We start from the raw sequence: 16,908 nt of genomic DNA on the forward strand, positions 1-16,908 counted from the left end.
CGCCCGCCATGAACAGGAAATCGGAGCTTGCGACCGCTTGATATGTGCGGGGCAAGGTGCCGGCCCATTGGCCGGATGAAAAGGCCGGCATCACGCGATCATCAGATCCGGCACCATCGAAGGCGAGCGGCGCAATGCAGCGCCGGGCTGCGGCCTCGACCTCGTCAGCCGCATCGACGAATTTGCCGCCGATGCCATGCACATGCATATGGTCGACGCCTGCCAGACGGTACAGTGCCTGATAGGCGTCAAAGGCCATCCCGAGCAGCGGATGCCGCGACATCGCGCCAAAGCCGTTGCGATGGCCGTGGATTGCCAGATCGGTGTGGTCACGAACGGTCTCCATGCCCGACAACCCGCACCAGTTGAGGCTGGCCATGACGCAGGAACCGCCCTCCGCCCTGACCAGGTCGGCATGGCGGCGCATCGCATCGGTTTCATCGGTAATGTTGAAGGCCATCATTACATCTCGGCCGCTGCGATCGCGATAGGCCCGGATCCGCGCCATCACGGCAGGCACCCGCTCGGCAATCGGCGCGTGGTCGGGATTGGCGCAGACCTCGTCATCCTTGATGAAGTCGACCCCGGCTTCGCAGAGCGTTTCCACCAGATCGGCGATCTCGTCGGACCGCAGGCCGACATTGGGCTTGATGATGGTGCCGAACAGCGGCCGGTCCATAACGCCGAGCCGGGCGCGGGTGCCGGCGATCCCCATTGACGGCATCTGATAGCGCGACCGGTAGGCTTGCGGGATACGGAGCGAAAGCAGCTTGAGGCCGGTGATCTCGCCGATGTCATAGAGATTGCCCGCAACGGTGGCTGCCAGGGTCGGCAGGTTGCTGCCGATATTGGCAACAGGAAAGGCGATCCGGACCCGCGCCCGGCGATAGGGCCCGAAGACGGCCTTCCGTTCGAGATAGGCGCTTTCCAGGCTCGGCTCTTCCACCGGATCAAGTTCGGTGACCTCGAGCACTTCGGCAGCGGCACGGCTGCGCAGCTCGTCGGTCTCGCCGGCAACCCGGACAAATGTGCCGCTCGACTGCTCGCCCGCCATCGCGGCCGCGACGCGGGCCGGATCCATCGGCGTCTCGACAATGTAGCTGGCCTCGATGTTCTCGTTGTTCATGCCGGGCTCAGATCGTCGCCAGGTCGGGGAAGGGCCGCACCGGATCGCTGCCATCCCAGTTTTCGGATGCGGCACGAATCAGGTCGAACATCCGCCCTTTCGGTCCCACCACTTCAGACAGCTCAATCACCGTTCCCGGATGCGCCTCCTCGGCGAAATAGGTGAAACGGCCATTCTTGCCGACGCAGCCGCTCATCTTCTCGGTAAAGCCCTCGCCGAGCATGCGCGCCAGATCGGCATCAAAATTTTCGGTCCAATAGGCCACATGCTGCAGCCCGCGATTACCAGCGCGCATGAAGTCGCGATACATTGACGGCGCGTCGTTGCGGGTCTGGATCAGCTCGACCTGGACATAGCCGGAATTGGCCAGCGCCACCGAATTGTGCACATCATAGGACTTGCCTTCGAAACGGTAGTCCTCGATCGGCACCCGCGGATTGTAGAACCAGGGGCCTACGCCCATCACCCGCGACCAGTGATCCATGCCCGCTTCGATGTCGTCGACAACATATCCCAGTTGCCTGATAGGTCCGAGAAACCTGCTCATGTCTGCCTCATTTCAAAAGATAATTGGGAAGCCAGGTTGAAAGGGCCGGAACGGCCGAGACAACAATCAGCGCGAGAAGCAGCGGCACCAGGAAGGGCAGCACGCCGCGAATGACAACCGGCACCGGGATCCTGGTGACGATGGAAACCATGAACAGGCTCATCCCCACCGGCGGCGTCAGCAGGCCGATCATCAGGTTGAGCACGAAGACGATGCCAAGCTGCAGCGGATCGACACCGGCCAGGGTCAGCGCCGGCGCGATGATTGGCGCGATGATCAGGATGGCGGCAATGGATTCCAGCACCATGCCGACAACCAGCAGCAAGATATTGACCAGCAGCAGCAGCATGAAGGGATCATCGGTCAGGCTGAGCAGGATCTGGCTGGCAATCATCGGCACCCGGTCAAGCGTCAGTACCCAGGCAAACAGGGCCGCCGCCGACACGATGAACAGGATATTGGCGGTCGACTCTACGGTTTCCCTGAGACAGGCGATCATCTTGGTCATGGTCAGGCTGCGATAGATGAAGACACCGATCAGGCAGGCATAGGCGACGGTGACGCCCGCCACTTCGGTGGGGCCGAAATAGCCGCTCAGCAAACCGCCGATCAGCAGCACCGGCGCCATCAGCGCGGGGAAGGAAATGACGAACTTGGTGGCAACAGCCTTGACGGTCGGGCGCACGGTGTCGCGCGGCAATCCCTTGACCCGGGCCATGATCGCCACCTGGATCATCAGCAATGCGGTCAGCAGCAGCGCCGGGATGATGCCCGCCACCAGCAGCTTGACCGCGGACACATTGGCGACGCTGGCATAGATGATGATCGGGATCGAGGGCGGAAAAATCGGACCGATGGTGGCCGCGGCAATGGTCAGGCCGGCGGCGAAATCCTCGCGATAGCCCTGCGCCTTCATCTGGTTGATCTGCACCGCGCCCAGCGCCCCGATGTCAGCGAGTGCTGCGCCGGAAATGCCGGAGAAGATCAGGCTGACCAGCACGCTGACCTGCGCCACCGCCCCGCGGATACGGCCAAGCAGCAGCCGCACAAGATCGAACAGATGGGTGGTGACGCCCATGGCGTTGAGGAGATTGGCGGCAAGAATGAACAGTGGCACCGCAAGCAGGGGCGAGCTGTCCAGCGCATTGAGCGCCCGCTGGGCCAGCACCGAAACCGGCAGATTGTTGGTGACAATGACAATCGCCGAGGAAAGCCCCAGCGAGACCGCTACCGGCGCGCCGCACACCAGCAGCGCCAGAAAGATGGCAAGGAGAATGAGGCTCATGGCAGCATGTCCTTGTCGGCCTGATTCGGCCCGTGAAGAATGTCGGCAATGCGGAAGAGGGCCGCGCATGCGATGAGAACCGTCCCGATCAAGGCCGCTGCGTAATAGCCCCAGTTAGGCATGCCCATTGCCGGGGTCAGGAATTTGCCGGCCCGCGGCAGGAATGCGGCAAAGCCCCAAAGCGTGAAACCGGCAAAAGCCAGGGTGGCCAGTTCCTGCGCCACATGCAGGCTGCGGCGGGCGCGACCGCCCAGCATGTCGGGCACCACGGTGACCGCCACCATCTGGTGATTGAGCACCAATGCGGGGATAGCGAGAAACACCAGACCGATGCAGCAGAAACGCGCCAGTTCATCGGCCCAGGGCAGGCCCAGATCGAAGATGTTGCGCGCCACCACCTGCACCGCGATCAGAGCCGCCATCAAGGCGAGCATGGCGATGCCGATTGCAGTACCCGCATCAGCCAGCCGCGCCATTGCGGCGCGGCCACTTTTGGTATGTTGACGGGGCATCCCCGATCCTCCGGCCGCGACGATCAGGCGACCGCGGCAATCTTGGCATAAAGGTCGCCGAATTTCTCGCCGAAGCGTTCATCGACCAGCGCCTTGACCGAGCTGCGGAATTCCTCGAGCTTCAGACCGTCGTCTTCGCCGATCACGGTCATGCCGAGATCCCGCAATTCCTGGGTCTCCGATTCTTCCTTGTCGAGAATGGCATTGGTCGCCTTGATGCGGGTCTCTTCCGCCGCGGTGGTGACGGCCTGTTTCTGCTCGGCCGACAGCCCCTGCCAGACATCCTCATTCATCACCACCATCTCGGCATTGGACATGTGCCCCGTCAGCATCAGGTGCGACTGCACATCATAGAGCTTGACCGAGAGGACGACATTGACCGGGTTTTCCTGACCGGCGACGACACCTGTGGCCAGCGCGGTGGGGACTTCCGACCAGTCGACCGGCACAGCAACCGCGCCCATGCCCTCGACGGCGGTGGTGTAGATCGGAAACGGAACCGCGCGGATTTTCACGCCGGCCAGATCGGCGGGTGCATACACGGCCTTGTTGGCGGTCAGGTTGCGGCGGCCAAAATAATGGGCATAGATCACGCGCACATTGGCAGCGGCAATCAGGCCTTCATTGAGTTCCTGCATCACCGGCGAATTGACATCGGTGACCTTCAGCAGGTGGTCGACATCGCGATAGAGGTAAGGCGTGTCGAGTGCGGCAAACGGCTCGTAAAGCGAGCCGATGCCGCCAGCGGTATTGTGCGACAGCGCGATGCTGCCGAGCGAGACCGCTTCGGCCAGTTCCTGCAGCTTGCCGAGTTGTGACGCCGGAAACACCTCAACCGCGATGTCGCCACCGGAGGACTGGCCCAGCGCTTCGGCGAACCAGTCGGCCTGGGCGCCGGCGACCGATGCGGGCTCGTTGTTGTGGCCGTAGCGCAGCGTCAGCGAGGGTGCTGCCTGCGCCAATCCCGGCATCAGCGCCAGGGCGCCGGCCCCCAGCCCCATGCCAAGTGCTGTGCGACGGGTGATTTCGGTTGAACGGATCAACGATTTGCGTTCTGTCATAGTGACCTCCCATGATTTGTTTTGAGGTGTACGCCACCTCCGAAAAACTTCGTCTCTCCCGAAAACACGAAGCTTGACAGAAGGATAGGAACAGATATTTGGGGCGTCAAACGCGATTAAATGATGGGTTTTGATGTGTTCGAGCAGACTGCACCGAGCAAGCGTGCGCCCCAGATGACCGATGTCGCCGCGGCGGCCAAGGTCTCTATGGCAACGGTGGATCGCGTGCTCAACCGGCGCAAGGGCGTCAAGCAGCGCACCACCGAGCGGGTTCTGCAGGCCGCGCTTGATCTCGGCTTTCTCACGGCTGGCGAATTCGAACTGATCGCCACGCCGCGCCCGCCCAACATCGTGTTCCTGCTGCCCGCAGGCGCCAATCCCTATCTGCGGCTGCTTGGTGAAAAGCTGCGGGTGCGGGCTGCCGCCAAGGGCCGCGATGCGCCGTCAATCCGCTGCATCTTCATCGAAAGTTTCAACGCGCGTGCGCTGGCCGATGCCCTGCGCCACCACGCAGCCTGGGCCGATGGCATCGCCTTCATGGCGATCGACCATCCGGAAGTGCGCGAGGCGGTCGAGGCAGTGACATCGGCGGGCACCCGTGTGGTGACCATCGTTTCCGACCTGCCGCATCCGGCGCGAATGGGCTTTGTCGGACTCGACAACCAGTCGGCCGGACGGACGGCCGCAATGCTTCTGGCCCGCTTCAGCAAGAAGACCAGCGGAAGCCTGGCGCTGGTGGCGGGCTCGCGCAATTACCGCACCCATTCCGAACGCGAGGCCGGGTTTCTGGCGTTGCTCGAGGAGATGTATCCCGACCTGCGCGTGGTCGGGGTGCGCGAGGGTCATGACGATGCCGGCGAGAATTACCGCCACGCCATGTCCCTGCTGCAGCAGCACCCGGATCTGATCGGAATCTACAATGTCGGCGGATCATCCAACGGCATCGCCCGGGCGCTGGTCGAACTGAACCGGGCGGGTGATGTGTTGTTCATCGGCCATGGGCTGACGGCCGACACCCGCAAGTTCCTGATTGACGGCACCATGGATGCCATCATCGACGCCAATCCGGACACCATATTGTCAAATGCCATCAGCCTGCTCTGCGCTCCACCCGGCCAGATGCTGGCCGGCCATGGCCAGAGCGCCTCGCGGATGGACATCTTCTTTCGCGAAAACCTGCCGTCGGGAACCGGCGTCCCGCTGTCCTGACCGTTCTATGGCGGCGTCCTATACGGCGATCAGCACTTCGACGCCGCGTCGCTCGAATTCCTTGGCGTCGGAATCGGATATGCCGTCATCGGTGATGAAGGAATGCACCAGCTCCAGCGCGCCGAGACGGGTGAACGAGGTGCGGTTGATCTTGGTCGAATCCGCCACGAGATAAACATGGCTCGCCGCCTTGATCATCGCTTCCTTCAATTGCAGGTCGGCAAAGCTCGGATAGGTCAGGCCCGCATCCAGCGCCACGCCCGCTGTCGCCAGGAACAGCTTGCCGGCAAAAATGCTGCGGAAATATTCGACCGACTTGTCCCCCGACAGCGACAGCGTCGGCGCCTTGAACTGGCCGCCGGGCATATGTACCGCAAATCCGGGGATGGTGCCGAGGATCACCGCGATGTTGAGCGCATTGGTGATGACGGTGAGATTCTTGCGCGCGCCAAGTCGGGTGGCGATCTCGGTCGTCGTCGTTCCGGCATCGAGAATCAGGGTTTCGCCATCGGCAACCAGATTGGCACCATAGGCGCCGATCTTGCGTTTCTTGTCCATATTGACCTGGTGATGCAGCACGAAGCCCTGCATCTGACCGCGCATGGCATTGAGAAAGGCGCCGCCATGTTCGCGGGTGATATGGCCTTCCTTTTCCAGCCGCTCGAGGTCCTGGCGGATCGTGGCTTCAGAAACCTGGAACGCAGCGGAAAGATCGCGGACGCGGGCCGAACCCTCCTCCTCGATCCATTCGAGAATTCGACGTCGGCGAGGCTCGGACAACAGGCCGGCCATGTTTGCGTTGCGTTCTGTGTCCGGTTGTTCCTGCAAGCTTTAACTCCTTGAAATCGGACTGCCTGACCCGAATGACCAACTCACTTAGATTCTAACGCCTACAAGAGCAACATTTGATCCCGATTTCCGCCCTATCGGCTTTGCGCCATCTCCTGCGCCAGAGCCACCTTCGTCTGCAGTCGGCTCTGTGCCTGGTCAATGACCACCGCCGCGATGATCACCAGACCCTTTACCACCATCTGCCAGAAGGACGACACTCCCATCATGACCAGACCGTCGGACAGGATGCCGATGACGAACGCGCCGATGATGGTGCCGACAATCCGGCCCCGCCCGCCGGACATCGATGTGCCCCCCAGCACCGCGGCGGCAATGGCGTTGAGCTCGAAGAATTCCCCCGTGGCCGGGTGCGCGGCCCTGAGTTGCGATGCGATGATCAGCCCAACCACCGCCGCCATCAGCCCGGCGAACATATAGACGAACATCTTCACCCGGTTGACCCGGACGCCGGACAGCGCAGCACCGCGTTCATTGCCGCCGACCGCATAAATCTGTCGGCCCAGCGGCGTGCGCGTGGCGATATAGGACGCTCCCAGCGTCACCGCGATCAGCATCCAGATCATCACCGGAAGGCCTAAGAAATTGCCGGTGCCGATCAGGGGGAAGGTGTCGGACCCGTATTCGGGATTGCCGTTGAGATTGGGGAAGGTCCGTCCGCCGGAAAACAGCAGCGCCGCGCCGCGGGCGACATACAGCATCCCCAGGGTGGCGATGAACGGCGCAACATTGAGCCTGGTGATCAGGATCCCGTTGATCCATCCGACAAACACGCCGGCCAGGCAGACGATTGCGGCGATCTCGAGCGTGTTGAACTGGATTGACCATCCCATGCCGATATCGATCCCGTTCAGCACCAGCCAGCCGGCGACCATGCTGGTCAGCCCCACCACCGAGCCGACCGACAGGTCGATGCCGCCGGTTATGATGACAAAGGTCATGCCGATGGCCAGAAAGGCATTGATCGCGACATGCTTGGAAATCAGGATGGCGTTGGCCGTGCTGAGGAAGTTGGGCGCCATCAGCGAGAAGAAGGCGAAGACCAGCAACAGCGCGACCAGCGTCCGCGCCTTGAGCAACAGCAAAAGCCAGTCCCGGCCGGATGCGGATTTCGGTCCGGCATGTTCACTCGCTGACATCATGACACTTTCACCTTGTTCTTGCGTGGCGAGGCGGCGGCGATCACATCGGCAGCCCCGGCGCCCTTGTTGAATTCGCCGCTCACACGACCGTCGGCCATGACGATGATGCGGTCGGACAACGCCAGCACCTCCTCGAGGTCCGACGTGACAAAAATGATGCCGATCCCCTCGGCGGCGAGCGCGCGCATCTTCTGGTAGATTTCGGCCTTGGCACCGATATCGATCCCGCGGGAGGGCTCGTCCATCAACAGCACCTTCGGTCCGGTCATCAGCGCCTTGCCGATGACCACCTTCTGCTGGTTGCCGCCCGACAGCGATGAAACCGGATTGGCGGGGCTGGCGACCTTGACGGTCATGCGCTTGATATATTCCGCGGCGCGCGCCGCCTCCTCGCGCAAGCTCAGATGAATACCGTGGGTGAATTGCGCCAGCGACGACAGGGTGATGTTGTCGCGCACCGACATGATCTGGATCAGGCCGTCGCGCTTGCGGTCCTCGGGAACCAGAGCGATGCCGCGCGCGATGCGTCCGGCGACATGTTTTTCGTTCATCTCGACATTGTCGACAAAGAAACGGCCCTTGGAATCGGGATGCTGCGCCATGATGCATTCGAGAAATTCGGAGCGTCCGGCGCCCATCAATCCGTACAGGCCGAGAATTTCACCGGCGCGAACCGACAAAGAGACATGCTCGACCATGAAGCCGCCACCCAGCTTGGGCAGGGTGATGTCCTCGGCGCGAAACACTTCGGCGCCGAATTCCTGGTTGTGCGATTGCGAGAAGTCCTTCGACTTCCCCCCGATCATGGTCTCGACGATCCAGGGAATGTCGACACCCTGCATCGGCCTGGATCCGGTTATTTCGCCGTCCCGCAGCACGGTGATGTAGTCTCCGACCCGGATGAGCTCTTCCAGCCGGTGGGAAATATAGACGATCCCGACGCCTTGCGCCTTGAGCTCGTCAATGATCCGGAACAGCACCTCGACTTCCGCCGCCGACAGTGCCGAAGTGGGCTCATCCAGGATCAGGATCCTGGCGTCCTGCGCCAGGGCTTTGGCGATCTCGACGATTTGCTGCTGGCCGATCCGCAATAGACCCAGCGTGGTGTCGGGATCGATGTCCTGCTCCAGCCGCTGCATCAGCACCCGGGTGCGCTCGGCCACGGCATCGCGGTCGATATCCACCCCGAACCGCACCGGCTCCCTGGCCATGAACACGTTTTCGCTGACACTCATGTCCGGAAACAGGTTGAGCTCCTGAAACACGATGCCGATGCCGTTGGCCACGGCGTCATCCTTGGTGCGGAACACCACCGGACGGCCATCGACCTTGATCTCGCCTTCGGTGAGCGGCTCGACCCCGGCAATGACCTTCATCAAGGTGGATTTGCCCGCGCCGTTTTCACCGACAAGCACATTGACCGCACCCATGCGGATATCGAAATCCACATTCTTGAGCGCCACTGTGCCGGGATAGACCTTGGTGGCGCCGCGGATGGTCAGTCCGACCGGGTGAGCGTGAGGGACTTCCGCCAGCGTCATGGCATAACGTCCAGACGGGTCGGCGTCAGGATCATCGCTTCGTCTGCCTTTTTCAGCGGCACCACACCGATGAAGGCCATCGAGCGCCCGATCAGGTCCCCCTCGGGCAATTCCAGCATGGCGGAGATGCGATCATTGAGCGCCCGGCCGAGCTTGGCGAATTCGATCTGGTCACGGAAATCGTCAAAATTGTAAAAGGGCGCGAAGTCGCGCAAGGCATTGCCCCGGATCACCGGACCGAGCTGCACGGTGATATCGGCAGCGCCGTCGCCGTCAATGTCCAGATCGGCGATACGGGCGCGCGATTCGAGATTGGCGGAAACAACCGTGCCCGTATCAGTGACGGCGAAATTCCAGGCAGCCCCTGCCCCCGATCCGCGGTTCCCATGCGCTTCCCCGGCCGCATCCAGCCCTTGCGCCAGAGCCGCTTTCAGAGCGGCAAAATCCAGCGCCTTGTCCTCTACCCAGGGCAAAAGCTGCGTCTCGAAAGTATCGGCGATGCGCTGTTCGGTCCGGACATTGTCCCCGCTTGCGCCGGCAGACACGGCTTGTTCACCATCGGCCGGGTTCTTGACCAGCTTGCATCCGGACAGAGCAAAAACGGCTACGGCACATAGGGTGAGAAGAGGTGTACGCATCATCATGCTCTCTGTCGTAACGGTGTGAAATGCAGCACGGCAAGCGGTCAGCCGCCGGCATGTCATTTCATGGGCCGACTCATCCACCGGCAGCGCGACAAAACCAAAACCGGAGCGCGGATGCACCGCGCCCCGGCAAAGTATGCTTCGCTTTAGTTGGACAGAGCAAATGTCTCGAGCTGGGCAGCGTTGTCGCCATTGATCAGCACGCAATCCATCAGCTGCTTTTCATCCAGCCCGGTCGAGCCGGTCTTGATGTACTGGTCTGCCTGTTCGACAGCCAGCTGAGCCTGCTGGTAGGCGGGCTGCAGCACGGTGGCCTTGATGCCACCGGCCAGGATCGAATCCCGCACGTCGTTGGAGCCGTCGAAGCCCACCACGATCACGTCGTTCTTGCCGGCGGCCTCAAGCGCTGCGCGCGCGCCCATGGCCATGGTGTCGTTGCCGGAAATCACGCCCTTGATGCCGGGATTGGCCTGCAGCATCGATTCCATCACCGTATAGGCTTCGGTCTGCGACCAGTTGGCCGTCTGACGAGCAACCATCTTCAGATCCGGATACTGGTCGATGACGTCGTGGTAGCCCTGGCTGCGGATACCGGCATTGGTGTCGGATTCCTTGCCGACGAGCTCGGCATATTCGCCTTCTTCACCCATCAGCTTGACGAACTCTTCTGCACCGAGCTGGGCGCCCTGATAATTGTTCGACACGATCTGCGACACGGCAACGCCGGTAGCGGTGATTTCGCGGTCGATCAGGAATGAGGGAATACCCGCATCCTTGGCCTTCTGCACGGCTGCGACGGACGCGTCGGCGCCAGCATTGTCGAGAATGATGGCGGCTACCCCGGCTGCAATCACCGTATCGAACAGTTCCGATTGCTTGTTGGCGTCATCGTCATGCACCAGCACCATGGTGTCATAGCCCAGTTCCTTGGCCTTGGCCGCAGCACCGTCGGCCTCGGCCTTGAAGAACGGGTTGTCATGGCTCGGCGTGATGATGGCGATGGTGGCAGCCGAAGCGGCAAAGCCCGAAGCAGCCCCGAACACGCTCATGGCCATGGCGGTGATAAGCAGACGTCTCTTGATATTCATGATGTAACCTCCCTTGAAAATCGCACCCCCTCCGGGTGCAACTTCTGGACCGGAATTCGGCATCAATTTTTGTTTGTTGTCAATATTTATTTCGTTTGCTGCGGTTTTTATCAAAAACCCAGAACCATTCGAAACCCGGCGGAATCGGGCATCTCTGACATTATGGCATTCTTTTCAAATGGATAACTTGAGTTCAGACGACTTTTGGCGAAGCCATCCGCGTCAGACACCCCGGATGATGGGACAGCAAAATTTACATGCTTGCGTCAAAGCGCGCTATTCGATAGCATTCGAAAACATACGAAAGCCGCCACCATCATGGGCTGATGGCAATCGCGCCGGCATTGTGGTATCGGGAGGACCAGATGATACGGACTGTAAACCGCAAGATTTCGCTTGGCGTTGTGATCGGCAGCCGCGCCTTTTTCAGCCCGGCTCCGTGCATTGATGCACGCACGCAAATCCTGGCGCAACTGGAAAAACTGGGAGTTGATGCAATCATCATGCCCGTCGAGGCGACCGCGAACGGCGCCGTTCAGTCAATCCCGGACGCCAAGCTCTATGCCGAATATTTCAAGAGGCACCGCGATAGCATTGACGGGCTGGTGATCTGCCTGCCCAATTTCGGCGACGAGATCGCGATTGCCGAACTGATCAACCGCACCAAGCTCAACGTGCCGATCCTGCTCCAGGCCTCCAATGACGAACTCGACAAGGTGGATGTGCATTCCCGGCGCGACGCATTCTGCGGCAAGCTCTCGGTTGCCAACAATTTCTGGCAATATGGCGTTCCGTTCACGGAAACGACCAATCACACCTGCGACATCGATGGTGATGAGTTCCTGGGCGACCTCGACCGGTTTGCACGCGTCTGCCGCACCACCTACGGGCTCCGGAACGCGCGCATCGGCGCCATCGGCGCACGCACGGCGCCGTTCCAGACGATGCGGTTTTCGGAAAAACTGCTGCAGCAATCCGGCATCACCGTCATCACCGCCGACCTTTCGGAGCTGATAGGAGCGGCAGAGGCCATCGGCAATGACGACAGCGATCTGGTAACCGGGCTGGAACGCATTCGCAATTACGGCCGCATTCCGGCCCATATCCGGGAAGACCAGGTGCGCAAGCAGGCGAAGTGGACACTGGCCGTCAACCGCTGGATCAACGAGAATGAATGCGATGCCTCGGCAATCCAGTGCTGGCGCTCTCTGCAGGACAATTTCGGCTGCGCCACCTGCCTGACCATGTCGATGATGGGCGAGGACCTGATGCCGTCAGCCTGCGAAGTCGACGTGATGGGAGCGGTGTCGATGTATGCGCTGACGCTGGCCTCCAGCGCGCCGGCCGCCATCCTCGACTGGAACAACAACTACGCCGACCATGTCGACAAATGCGTCTGCACCCATTGCGGCAACTTCCCCAAGAGCTTTCTCGGCGAAACGCCGGAAATCGGCGAACTCGACGTTCTCGGCGAAGTCATCGGCCGCGAGAAATGCTTCGGCGCCGTCAAGGGCAAGGTACAGGCCGGCGACATGACCTATTTCCGGCTCTCCTCGGATGATCGCAACGGCATGCTCAAGGCCTATCTCGGCGAAGGCGAATTCACCGACGATCCCTTCGGCATGGACGGCGGCATTGCAGTGACCCGTGTCAAACGGCTGCGCGAGCTGATGCGGTTCGTCACCCAGAACGGCTTCGAGCACCATGTTGCCATGGTCCGCGGCCACCATGCCGATGTCGTCAACGAGGCCATCACCCGCTATCTCGGCTGGCCCGCTTATCACCACAACGGCACGCCCGAAGCCGAGCTTTTCTTTCCAAACCGCAAGTGAGACAGGCGTATGACCCGCGCACTGAAAACCGACAACTCCCAGACCCTCATCCGCGACAAGGCGCTGTGGATGCGCCAGCATGCCATGAGGATGGTCTATGACAAGCAGCTGGGCCATCTCGGCGGCGATTTCTCCGCCATCGACGTGCTGGCGACGCTCTATTTCGGCGTGCTTCGTTATGACCCGGCGCGTCCGGAATGGACCGAGCGCGACCGCTTCGTAATGTCCAAGGGCCACGCCACCGGCGCGCTCTACACCGCGCTTGCAGCAGCGGGATATTTCCCCCAGGACTGGCTCGACACCTATATGCAGCATCACTCGATGCTCAACGGTCACCCCAACCGCCAATATCTGCCGGGAGTTGAAACCAATACCGGTCCGCTGGGTCATGGCTTTCCGGTGGCTCTGGGCATCGCCATTTCCGGCCAGATCGCCGGGGCCGACTATCGCACCTATGTGCTCACCGGCGACGGGGAACAGCAGGAAGGGTCGAACTGGGAAGCGGCCATGACCGCCGGCAGCCGCAAGGTCAGGAACCTGACGCTGATCATCGACCGCAACCGGCTGCAACAGGGCGCACGCACCGAAGACACCAATGGCCTCGACCCGCTCGACGACAAGTACCGCGCCTTTGGCTGGCATGTCGTCGAGATCGACGGACATGAGTACGGGCAACTGCTCGACACGCTCGGCGCACCGGTGGGAGACCGCCAAAAGCCGCTCTGCGTGATCGCCAATACGGTCAAGGGCAAGGGTGTGTCATTCATGGAAGATCAGGCGAAGTGGCACCACGGCGTTCCCAATGCCGAGCAATTCGCGCAAGCAATGAAGGAACTGGTCTGATGGCCGTCGCTCAAGCAACCACCGCCCCGGGTTTCGATTGCCGCAAGGCCTGGGCCGAAACACTTGAACAGTTGGCCGCGTCTGATGAGCGCATTGTCGTCGTGGTCAATGATTCGGTCGGCTCGTCCAATCTCGGCGGTTTCCAGACGAAATTTCCCGACCGCACCGTCAATGTCGGCATTGCCGAGCAGAACATGGTCGGCGTCGCCGCGGGTCTCGCCAATGGCGGCAGAATTCCGTTCGTCTCGGCTGCGTCGTGCTTTCTCACCGCGCGGGCCATGGAGCAGATCAAGGCGGATGTCGCCTATGCCGGCTTCAACGTCAAACTGGTCGGCCAGTCCTCGGGAATCGCCTATGGCGAACTCGGCGCCACCCATCACTCGATCGAGGACTTCGCCTGGCTGCGTGCGCTTGGCCCGATCACCGTGATTGCACCCTGCGACGCCTGGGAAACGGCCGAAGCGGTCAAATGGGCAGCAGCTCATGACGGACCGGTCTATCTGCGCCTGTCACGGATGAAGGTCCCCACCCTGGATCTGCCGGACCGGACATTCACTCCCGGCCAGGCGGAACTGCAGCGCTCAGGCACCGATGTCACCATCATCGCCAATGGCACGACGGTTCATCTTGCGCTGGAGGCGGCTAAGACCCTGGCCGAAGAAGGCGTCTCCGCCCGCGTGCTCAACATGCACACGATTTCGCCGCTCGACACCGACGCGGTGAGCGCCGCAGCGCTGGAAACCGGTGCGATCGTTACCGTGGAAGAAGCGCTGGATCGCGGCGGACTCGGCGGGGCCGTTGCCGAGCACACCTCGGCCACTGATCCCGTACCGGTTCAGCGCGTCGGATTCCCGGGCTTCATGCCGACAGGGTCGATCGCCAATCTTTTCGAGGAATTCGGCCTGAGCCGGGAAGGTATCGCCAGCGCGGCGCGCATCGCCATCCGCCGCAAGGGAGCCTGACCCGATGCTGGTGCTGGCAATCGATCAGGGAACGACCAACACAAAGGCGCTGATCGTCGACGAGACCGGGCACATCCATGCCCATGCCGCCACGCCGTCACGCACCGACTATCCGCATCCGGGATGGGCCGAACAGTCGGCCACTGCCATTTGGGAAGACACGCGGTCCGTCATGGACGCCGTCGCAGCGCAAGCCGGCGGCCGCAGCATTGACGCCATCGCCATTTCCAACCAGCGCGAAACCATCGTGGCCTGGGACGCGCAGACCGGCAAGCCTGTCGGCCCGGCGATCCTGTGGCAATGCCGCCGCACCGCTCCCGAATGCGCAGCACTGATTGCCGCAGGGCACAATGATGCGGTGGAACTTGCCACCGGGCTCGGCATCAATCCGATGTTTCCCGCGTCAAAACTGGCCTGGATCATCAACAACCGCCCTGGGGCCAGGCAGCTTGCCGAGCAGGGCCGCCTGCGCGCAGGCACGGTCGACAGCTGGCTGCTGTGGAATCTGACCGATGGCGCGGTGTTCGCGACCGACCATTCCAATGCCTCGCGCACGCAATTGTTCGACACCTCAACCCTGGCATGGAGCGAAACCCTTGCCGAAATTTTTGGCACGCCGACCGCCTGTCTGCCGCAACCGCTGGCCTCGGATGCGCGCTTTGGCGAGACCGCAGCCGGGGTGACCGGCCTGCCCGCGGGCATTCCGATCCACGCGATGATGGGCGACAGCCACGCCGCGCTGTACGGCCACGGTGTCCGCGCGCCGGGCACGGTCAAGGCCACCTATGGCACCGGCTCATCCCTGATGACGCTGACGCCGAAGCGGACCGCATCCGCCCACGGGCTGTCGGGCACCATTGCCTGGACGGACACGTCCGGCACCGCCTATGCACTCGAGGGCAATATCCTGGTCTCTGCTCAGGCAGCCTCCTTCATGGCAAACCTGCTCGGCATCGGCGATGCCCGTGCGCTGTCGGACCTGGCCCGGACTGTCGACACGTCAGACGGCGTGACATTCGTGCCGGCCCTGTCCGGTCTGGCCGCGCCGCACTGGAATGACCACGCCACCGGCACCGTGGCAGGCATGACCCACGGCACCACGCCGGCGCATGTTGCCCGGGCGACTTTCGAGGCGATCGCCATGCAGATTGCCGATGTGTTCGAAGCCATGCAATCCGATGTCGGCCTCACGCTGGATGGCTTGCGCACCGACGGCGGGGCCTCGTCAAACGAATTTCTGATGCAGTTGCAGTCGGACCTGCTGCAATGTCCGGTGGAAAGTGCCGTTGTCGAGGAGGTCAGCGCGCTCGGGGCCGCGGCAATGGCCTTCGGTGCGCTCGGCGCCACCTGGCGCGCGGACACGCGCAGCAAGCACTTCGATCCCGCCATGGAACCGGCAGCCGCGGCAGCACTGCGCGCCACATGGCAGGACGCGATTCGGCGCGCCTGCAGCTAGCGCGCTCTCGCAGCGCTGGGCTTGAGAGCCACGCGCCAGGACGGCGCGTGGCTTGATATGACGGTCAGCAATTGGCTGATCAGGCGGCTTCCGCCCTGGCGTCGGCGTCGACGAGCTCGCCATTAAGAGCACCGATCTGAGCCGCGGCATCGGCAGCTTCACGGCCCTTCTGCACGAAATGCGTGGTGAAGAAAGCTTCATGCTCGCCCTTCGGCTGGAAATGATGCGGGGTCAGCGAGACCGAAAACACCGGCACTTCGGTCTTGAGCTGGACTTCCATCAGGCCGGTCACCACTGCCTGGGCAACGAAATCATGCCGGTAGATGCCGCCATCAACGACAAGTGCCGCCGCGACGATGCCGTCATAATCTCCGGTTCTTGCCAGCTTCTGCGCCAGCAACGGCATTTCGAAGGCTCCCGGCACATCGAACGCTACGATATCAGCGTCCAGACCGAGTTCCGTGATGCGCGCCTTGAAGCCGACCAGTGCCTGGTCAACAATATCGGCGTGCCAGCGTGCTTTGATGAAAGCGAATTTCAGGGATTTTGTCATTGCTCGGATCCTTTCATAAATGACAAGATCCCAGAGCGCACGAGCGTTCGGAACAGATCGGAAAACCTGTTGCCGCACGTCCCATTCTCTACCATCCGGACTATACCGTCGGCTCCGGAATTACACCGGATCTGCTGACCTTTCAGACCCCTGAAAGCGCTCGCGGGCTATACCGCCGGTGGGGAATTTCACCCCGCCCTGAGAATGCGGATTTGTTAGCTGATCGGCATCCGCGCGTCAACGCGGTTCTCGCCGGGA

At 61.9% G+C, this 16,908-nt stretch carries 16 protein-coding genes and 1 riboswitch (1 of these 17 only partly in view); of the genes, 5 read left to right on the forward strand and 11 right to left on the reverse strand.

What is annotated here, in order from left to right; genetic code table 11:
* The 5 genes in view from OEG82_RS23085 to OEG82_RS23105 are tightly spaced (at most 23 nt apart) and all read right to left on the reverse strand, a layout consistent with a single transcriptional unit that may run on beyond the window.
* Positions 1-1,126, reverse strand: the 5' portion of a protein-coding gene (locus tag OEG82_RS23085) for a ribulose-bisphosphate carboxylase large subunit family protein (RefSeq protein ID WP_267614700.1). Its footprint begins 149 nt before the window's first position; the window shows 1,126 of its 1,275 coding nt (coding positions 1-1,126); its start codon is at positions 1,124-1,126; its stop codon lies off the left edge, out of view.
* Positions 1,127-1,133: 7 nt separating this feature from the next.
* Positions 1,134-1,673: a VOC family protein gene (locus tag OEG82_RS23090; protein ID WP_267614701.1), complete on the reverse strand. Its 540-nt coding sequence runs from the start codon at positions 1,671-1,673 to the stop codon at positions 1,134-1,136.
* Between the two features lie 7 nt (positions 1,674-1,680).
* Positions 1,681-2,958: a TRAP transporter large permease gene (locus OEG82_RS23095; protein WP_267614702.1), complete on the reverse strand. Its 1,278-nt coding sequence runs from the start codon at positions 2,956-2,958 to the stop codon at positions 1,681-1,683.
* The gene (locus OEG82_RS23100; RefSeq protein ID WP_267614703.1) at positions 2,955-3,470 is read right to left on the reverse strand and encodes a TRAP transporter small permease; all 516 of its coding nucleotides are present in this window, start codon (positions 3,468-3,470) and stop codon (positions 2,955-2,957) included. Before OEG82_RS23100 ends, OEG82_RS23095 begins: the two co-directional genes overlap by 4 nt.
* Positions 3,471-3,493: 23 nt before the next feature.
* Entirely contained in the window at positions 3,494-4,531 is a 1,038-nt protein-coding gene (locus OEG82_RS23105) for a TRAP transporter substrate-binding protein (RefSeq protein WP_267614704.1), read from the reverse strand.
* 120 nt (positions 4,532-4,651) lie between these two features.
* Between OEG82_RS23105 and OEG82_RS23110 the strand changes: the two genes are divergently transcribed.
* A complete protein-coding gene (locus OEG82_RS23110) occupies positions 4,652-5,740 on the forward strand; it encodes a LacI family DNA-binding transcriptional regulator (protein ID WP_267614705.1) in 1,089 nt (362 codons plus the stop codon).
* Between the two features lie 18 nt (positions 5,741-5,758).
* On the opposite strand, the gene OEG82_RS23115 is transcribed toward OEG82_RS23110, so the two are convergent.
* From OEG82_RS23115 to OEG82_RS23135, 5 genes are all read right to left on the reverse strand, one after another.
* Positions 5,759-6,568, reverse strand: a complete 810-nt coding sequence (locus OEG82_RS23115; protein ID WP_267614706.1) for a DeoR/GlpR family DNA-binding transcription regulator — start codon at positions 6,566-6,568, stop codon at positions 5,759-5,761.
* Positions 6,569-6,663: 95 nt separating this feature from the next.
* Positions 6,664-7,731 (reverse strand): ABC transporter permease, encoded by a 1,068-nt coding sequence (locus OEG82_RS23120; RefSeq protein ID WP_267614707.1) that lies wholly within the window; start codon positions 7,729-7,731, stop codon positions 6,664-6,666.
* On the reverse strand, positions 7,728-9,272 hold the full coding sequence (locus OEG82_RS23125; protein ID WP_267614708.1) for a sugar ABC transporter ATP-binding protein: 1,545 nt from the start codon (positions 9,270-9,272) through the stop codon (positions 7,728-7,730). The genes OEG82_RS23120 and OEG82_RS23125 overlap by 4 nt, the downstream gene beginning before the upstream one ends.
* The gene (locus OEG82_RS23130; RefSeq protein WP_267614709.1) at positions 9,269-10,123 is read right to left on the reverse strand and encodes a DUF2291 family protein; all 855 of its coding nucleotides are present in this window, start codon (positions 10,121-10,123) and stop codon (positions 9,269-9,271) included. The genes OEG82_RS23125 and OEG82_RS23130 overlap by 4 nt, the downstream gene beginning before the upstream one ends.
* The gene (locus OEG82_RS23135) at positions 10,063-11,004 is read right to left on the reverse strand and encodes a D-ribose ABC transporter substrate-binding protein (protein WP_267614710.1); all 942 of its coding nucleotides are present in this window, start codon (positions 11,002-11,004) and stop codon (positions 10,063-10,065) included. The genes OEG82_RS23130 and OEG82_RS23135 overlap by 61 nt, the downstream gene beginning before the upstream one ends.
* 365 nt (positions 11,005-11,369) lie before the next feature.
* Here OEG82_RS23135 and OEG82_RS23140 point away from each other — a divergent pair, with 365 nt between their 5' ends.
* From OEG82_RS23140 to OEG82_RS23155, 4 genes are read left to right on the forward strand one after another with little or no spacing between them, the layout of a single operon-like run.
* Positions 11,370-12,836, forward strand: a complete 1,467-nt coding sequence (locus OEG82_RS23140) for an L-fucose/L-arabinose isomerase family protein (RefSeq protein WP_267614711.1) — start codon at positions 11,370-11,372, stop codon at positions 12,834-12,836.
* A 9-nt stretch (positions 12,837-12,845) separates the two neighbouring features.
* Positions 12,846-13,679: a transketolase gene (locus tag OEG82_RS23145; protein WP_267614712.1), complete on the forward strand. Its 834-nt coding sequence runs from the start codon at positions 12,846-12,848 to the stop codon at positions 13,677-13,679.
* Positions 13,679-14,641 (forward strand): transketolase family protein, encoded by a 963-nt coding sequence (locus OEG82_RS23150; protein WP_267614713.1) that lies wholly within the window; start codon positions 13,679-13,681, stop codon positions 14,639-14,641. Before OEG82_RS23145 ends, OEG82_RS23150 begins: the two co-directional genes overlap by 1 nt.
* A 4-nt stretch (positions 14,642-14,645) precedes the next feature.
* Positions 14,646-16,097 (forward strand): FGGY-family carbohydrate kinase, encoded by a 1,452-nt coding sequence (locus tag OEG82_RS23155; protein ID WP_267614714.1) that lies wholly within the window; start codon positions 14,646-14,648, stop codon positions 16,095-16,097.
* Between the two features lie 79 nt (positions 16,098-16,176).
* Here OEG82_RS23155 and OEG82_RS23160 read toward each other — a convergent pair whose 3' ends face one another.
* A complete protein-coding gene (locus OEG82_RS23160) occupies positions 16,177-16,650 on the reverse strand; it encodes a 6,7-dimethyl-8-ribityllumazine synthase (RefSeq protein WP_267614715.1) in 474 nt (157 codons plus the stop codon).
* A gap of 79 nt (positions 16,651-16,729) precedes the next feature.
* Positions 16,730-16,860, reverse strand: a riboswitch (FMN riboswitch).
* Positions 16,861-16,908: the final 48 nt, after the last annotated feature.

Source organism: Hoeflea ulvae, from assembly GCF_026619435.1.
In the GTDB taxonomy this organism is placed as follows: domain Bacteria; phylum Pseudomonadota; class Alphaproteobacteria; order Rhizobiales; family Rhizobiaceae; genus Hoeflea; species Hoeflea ulvae.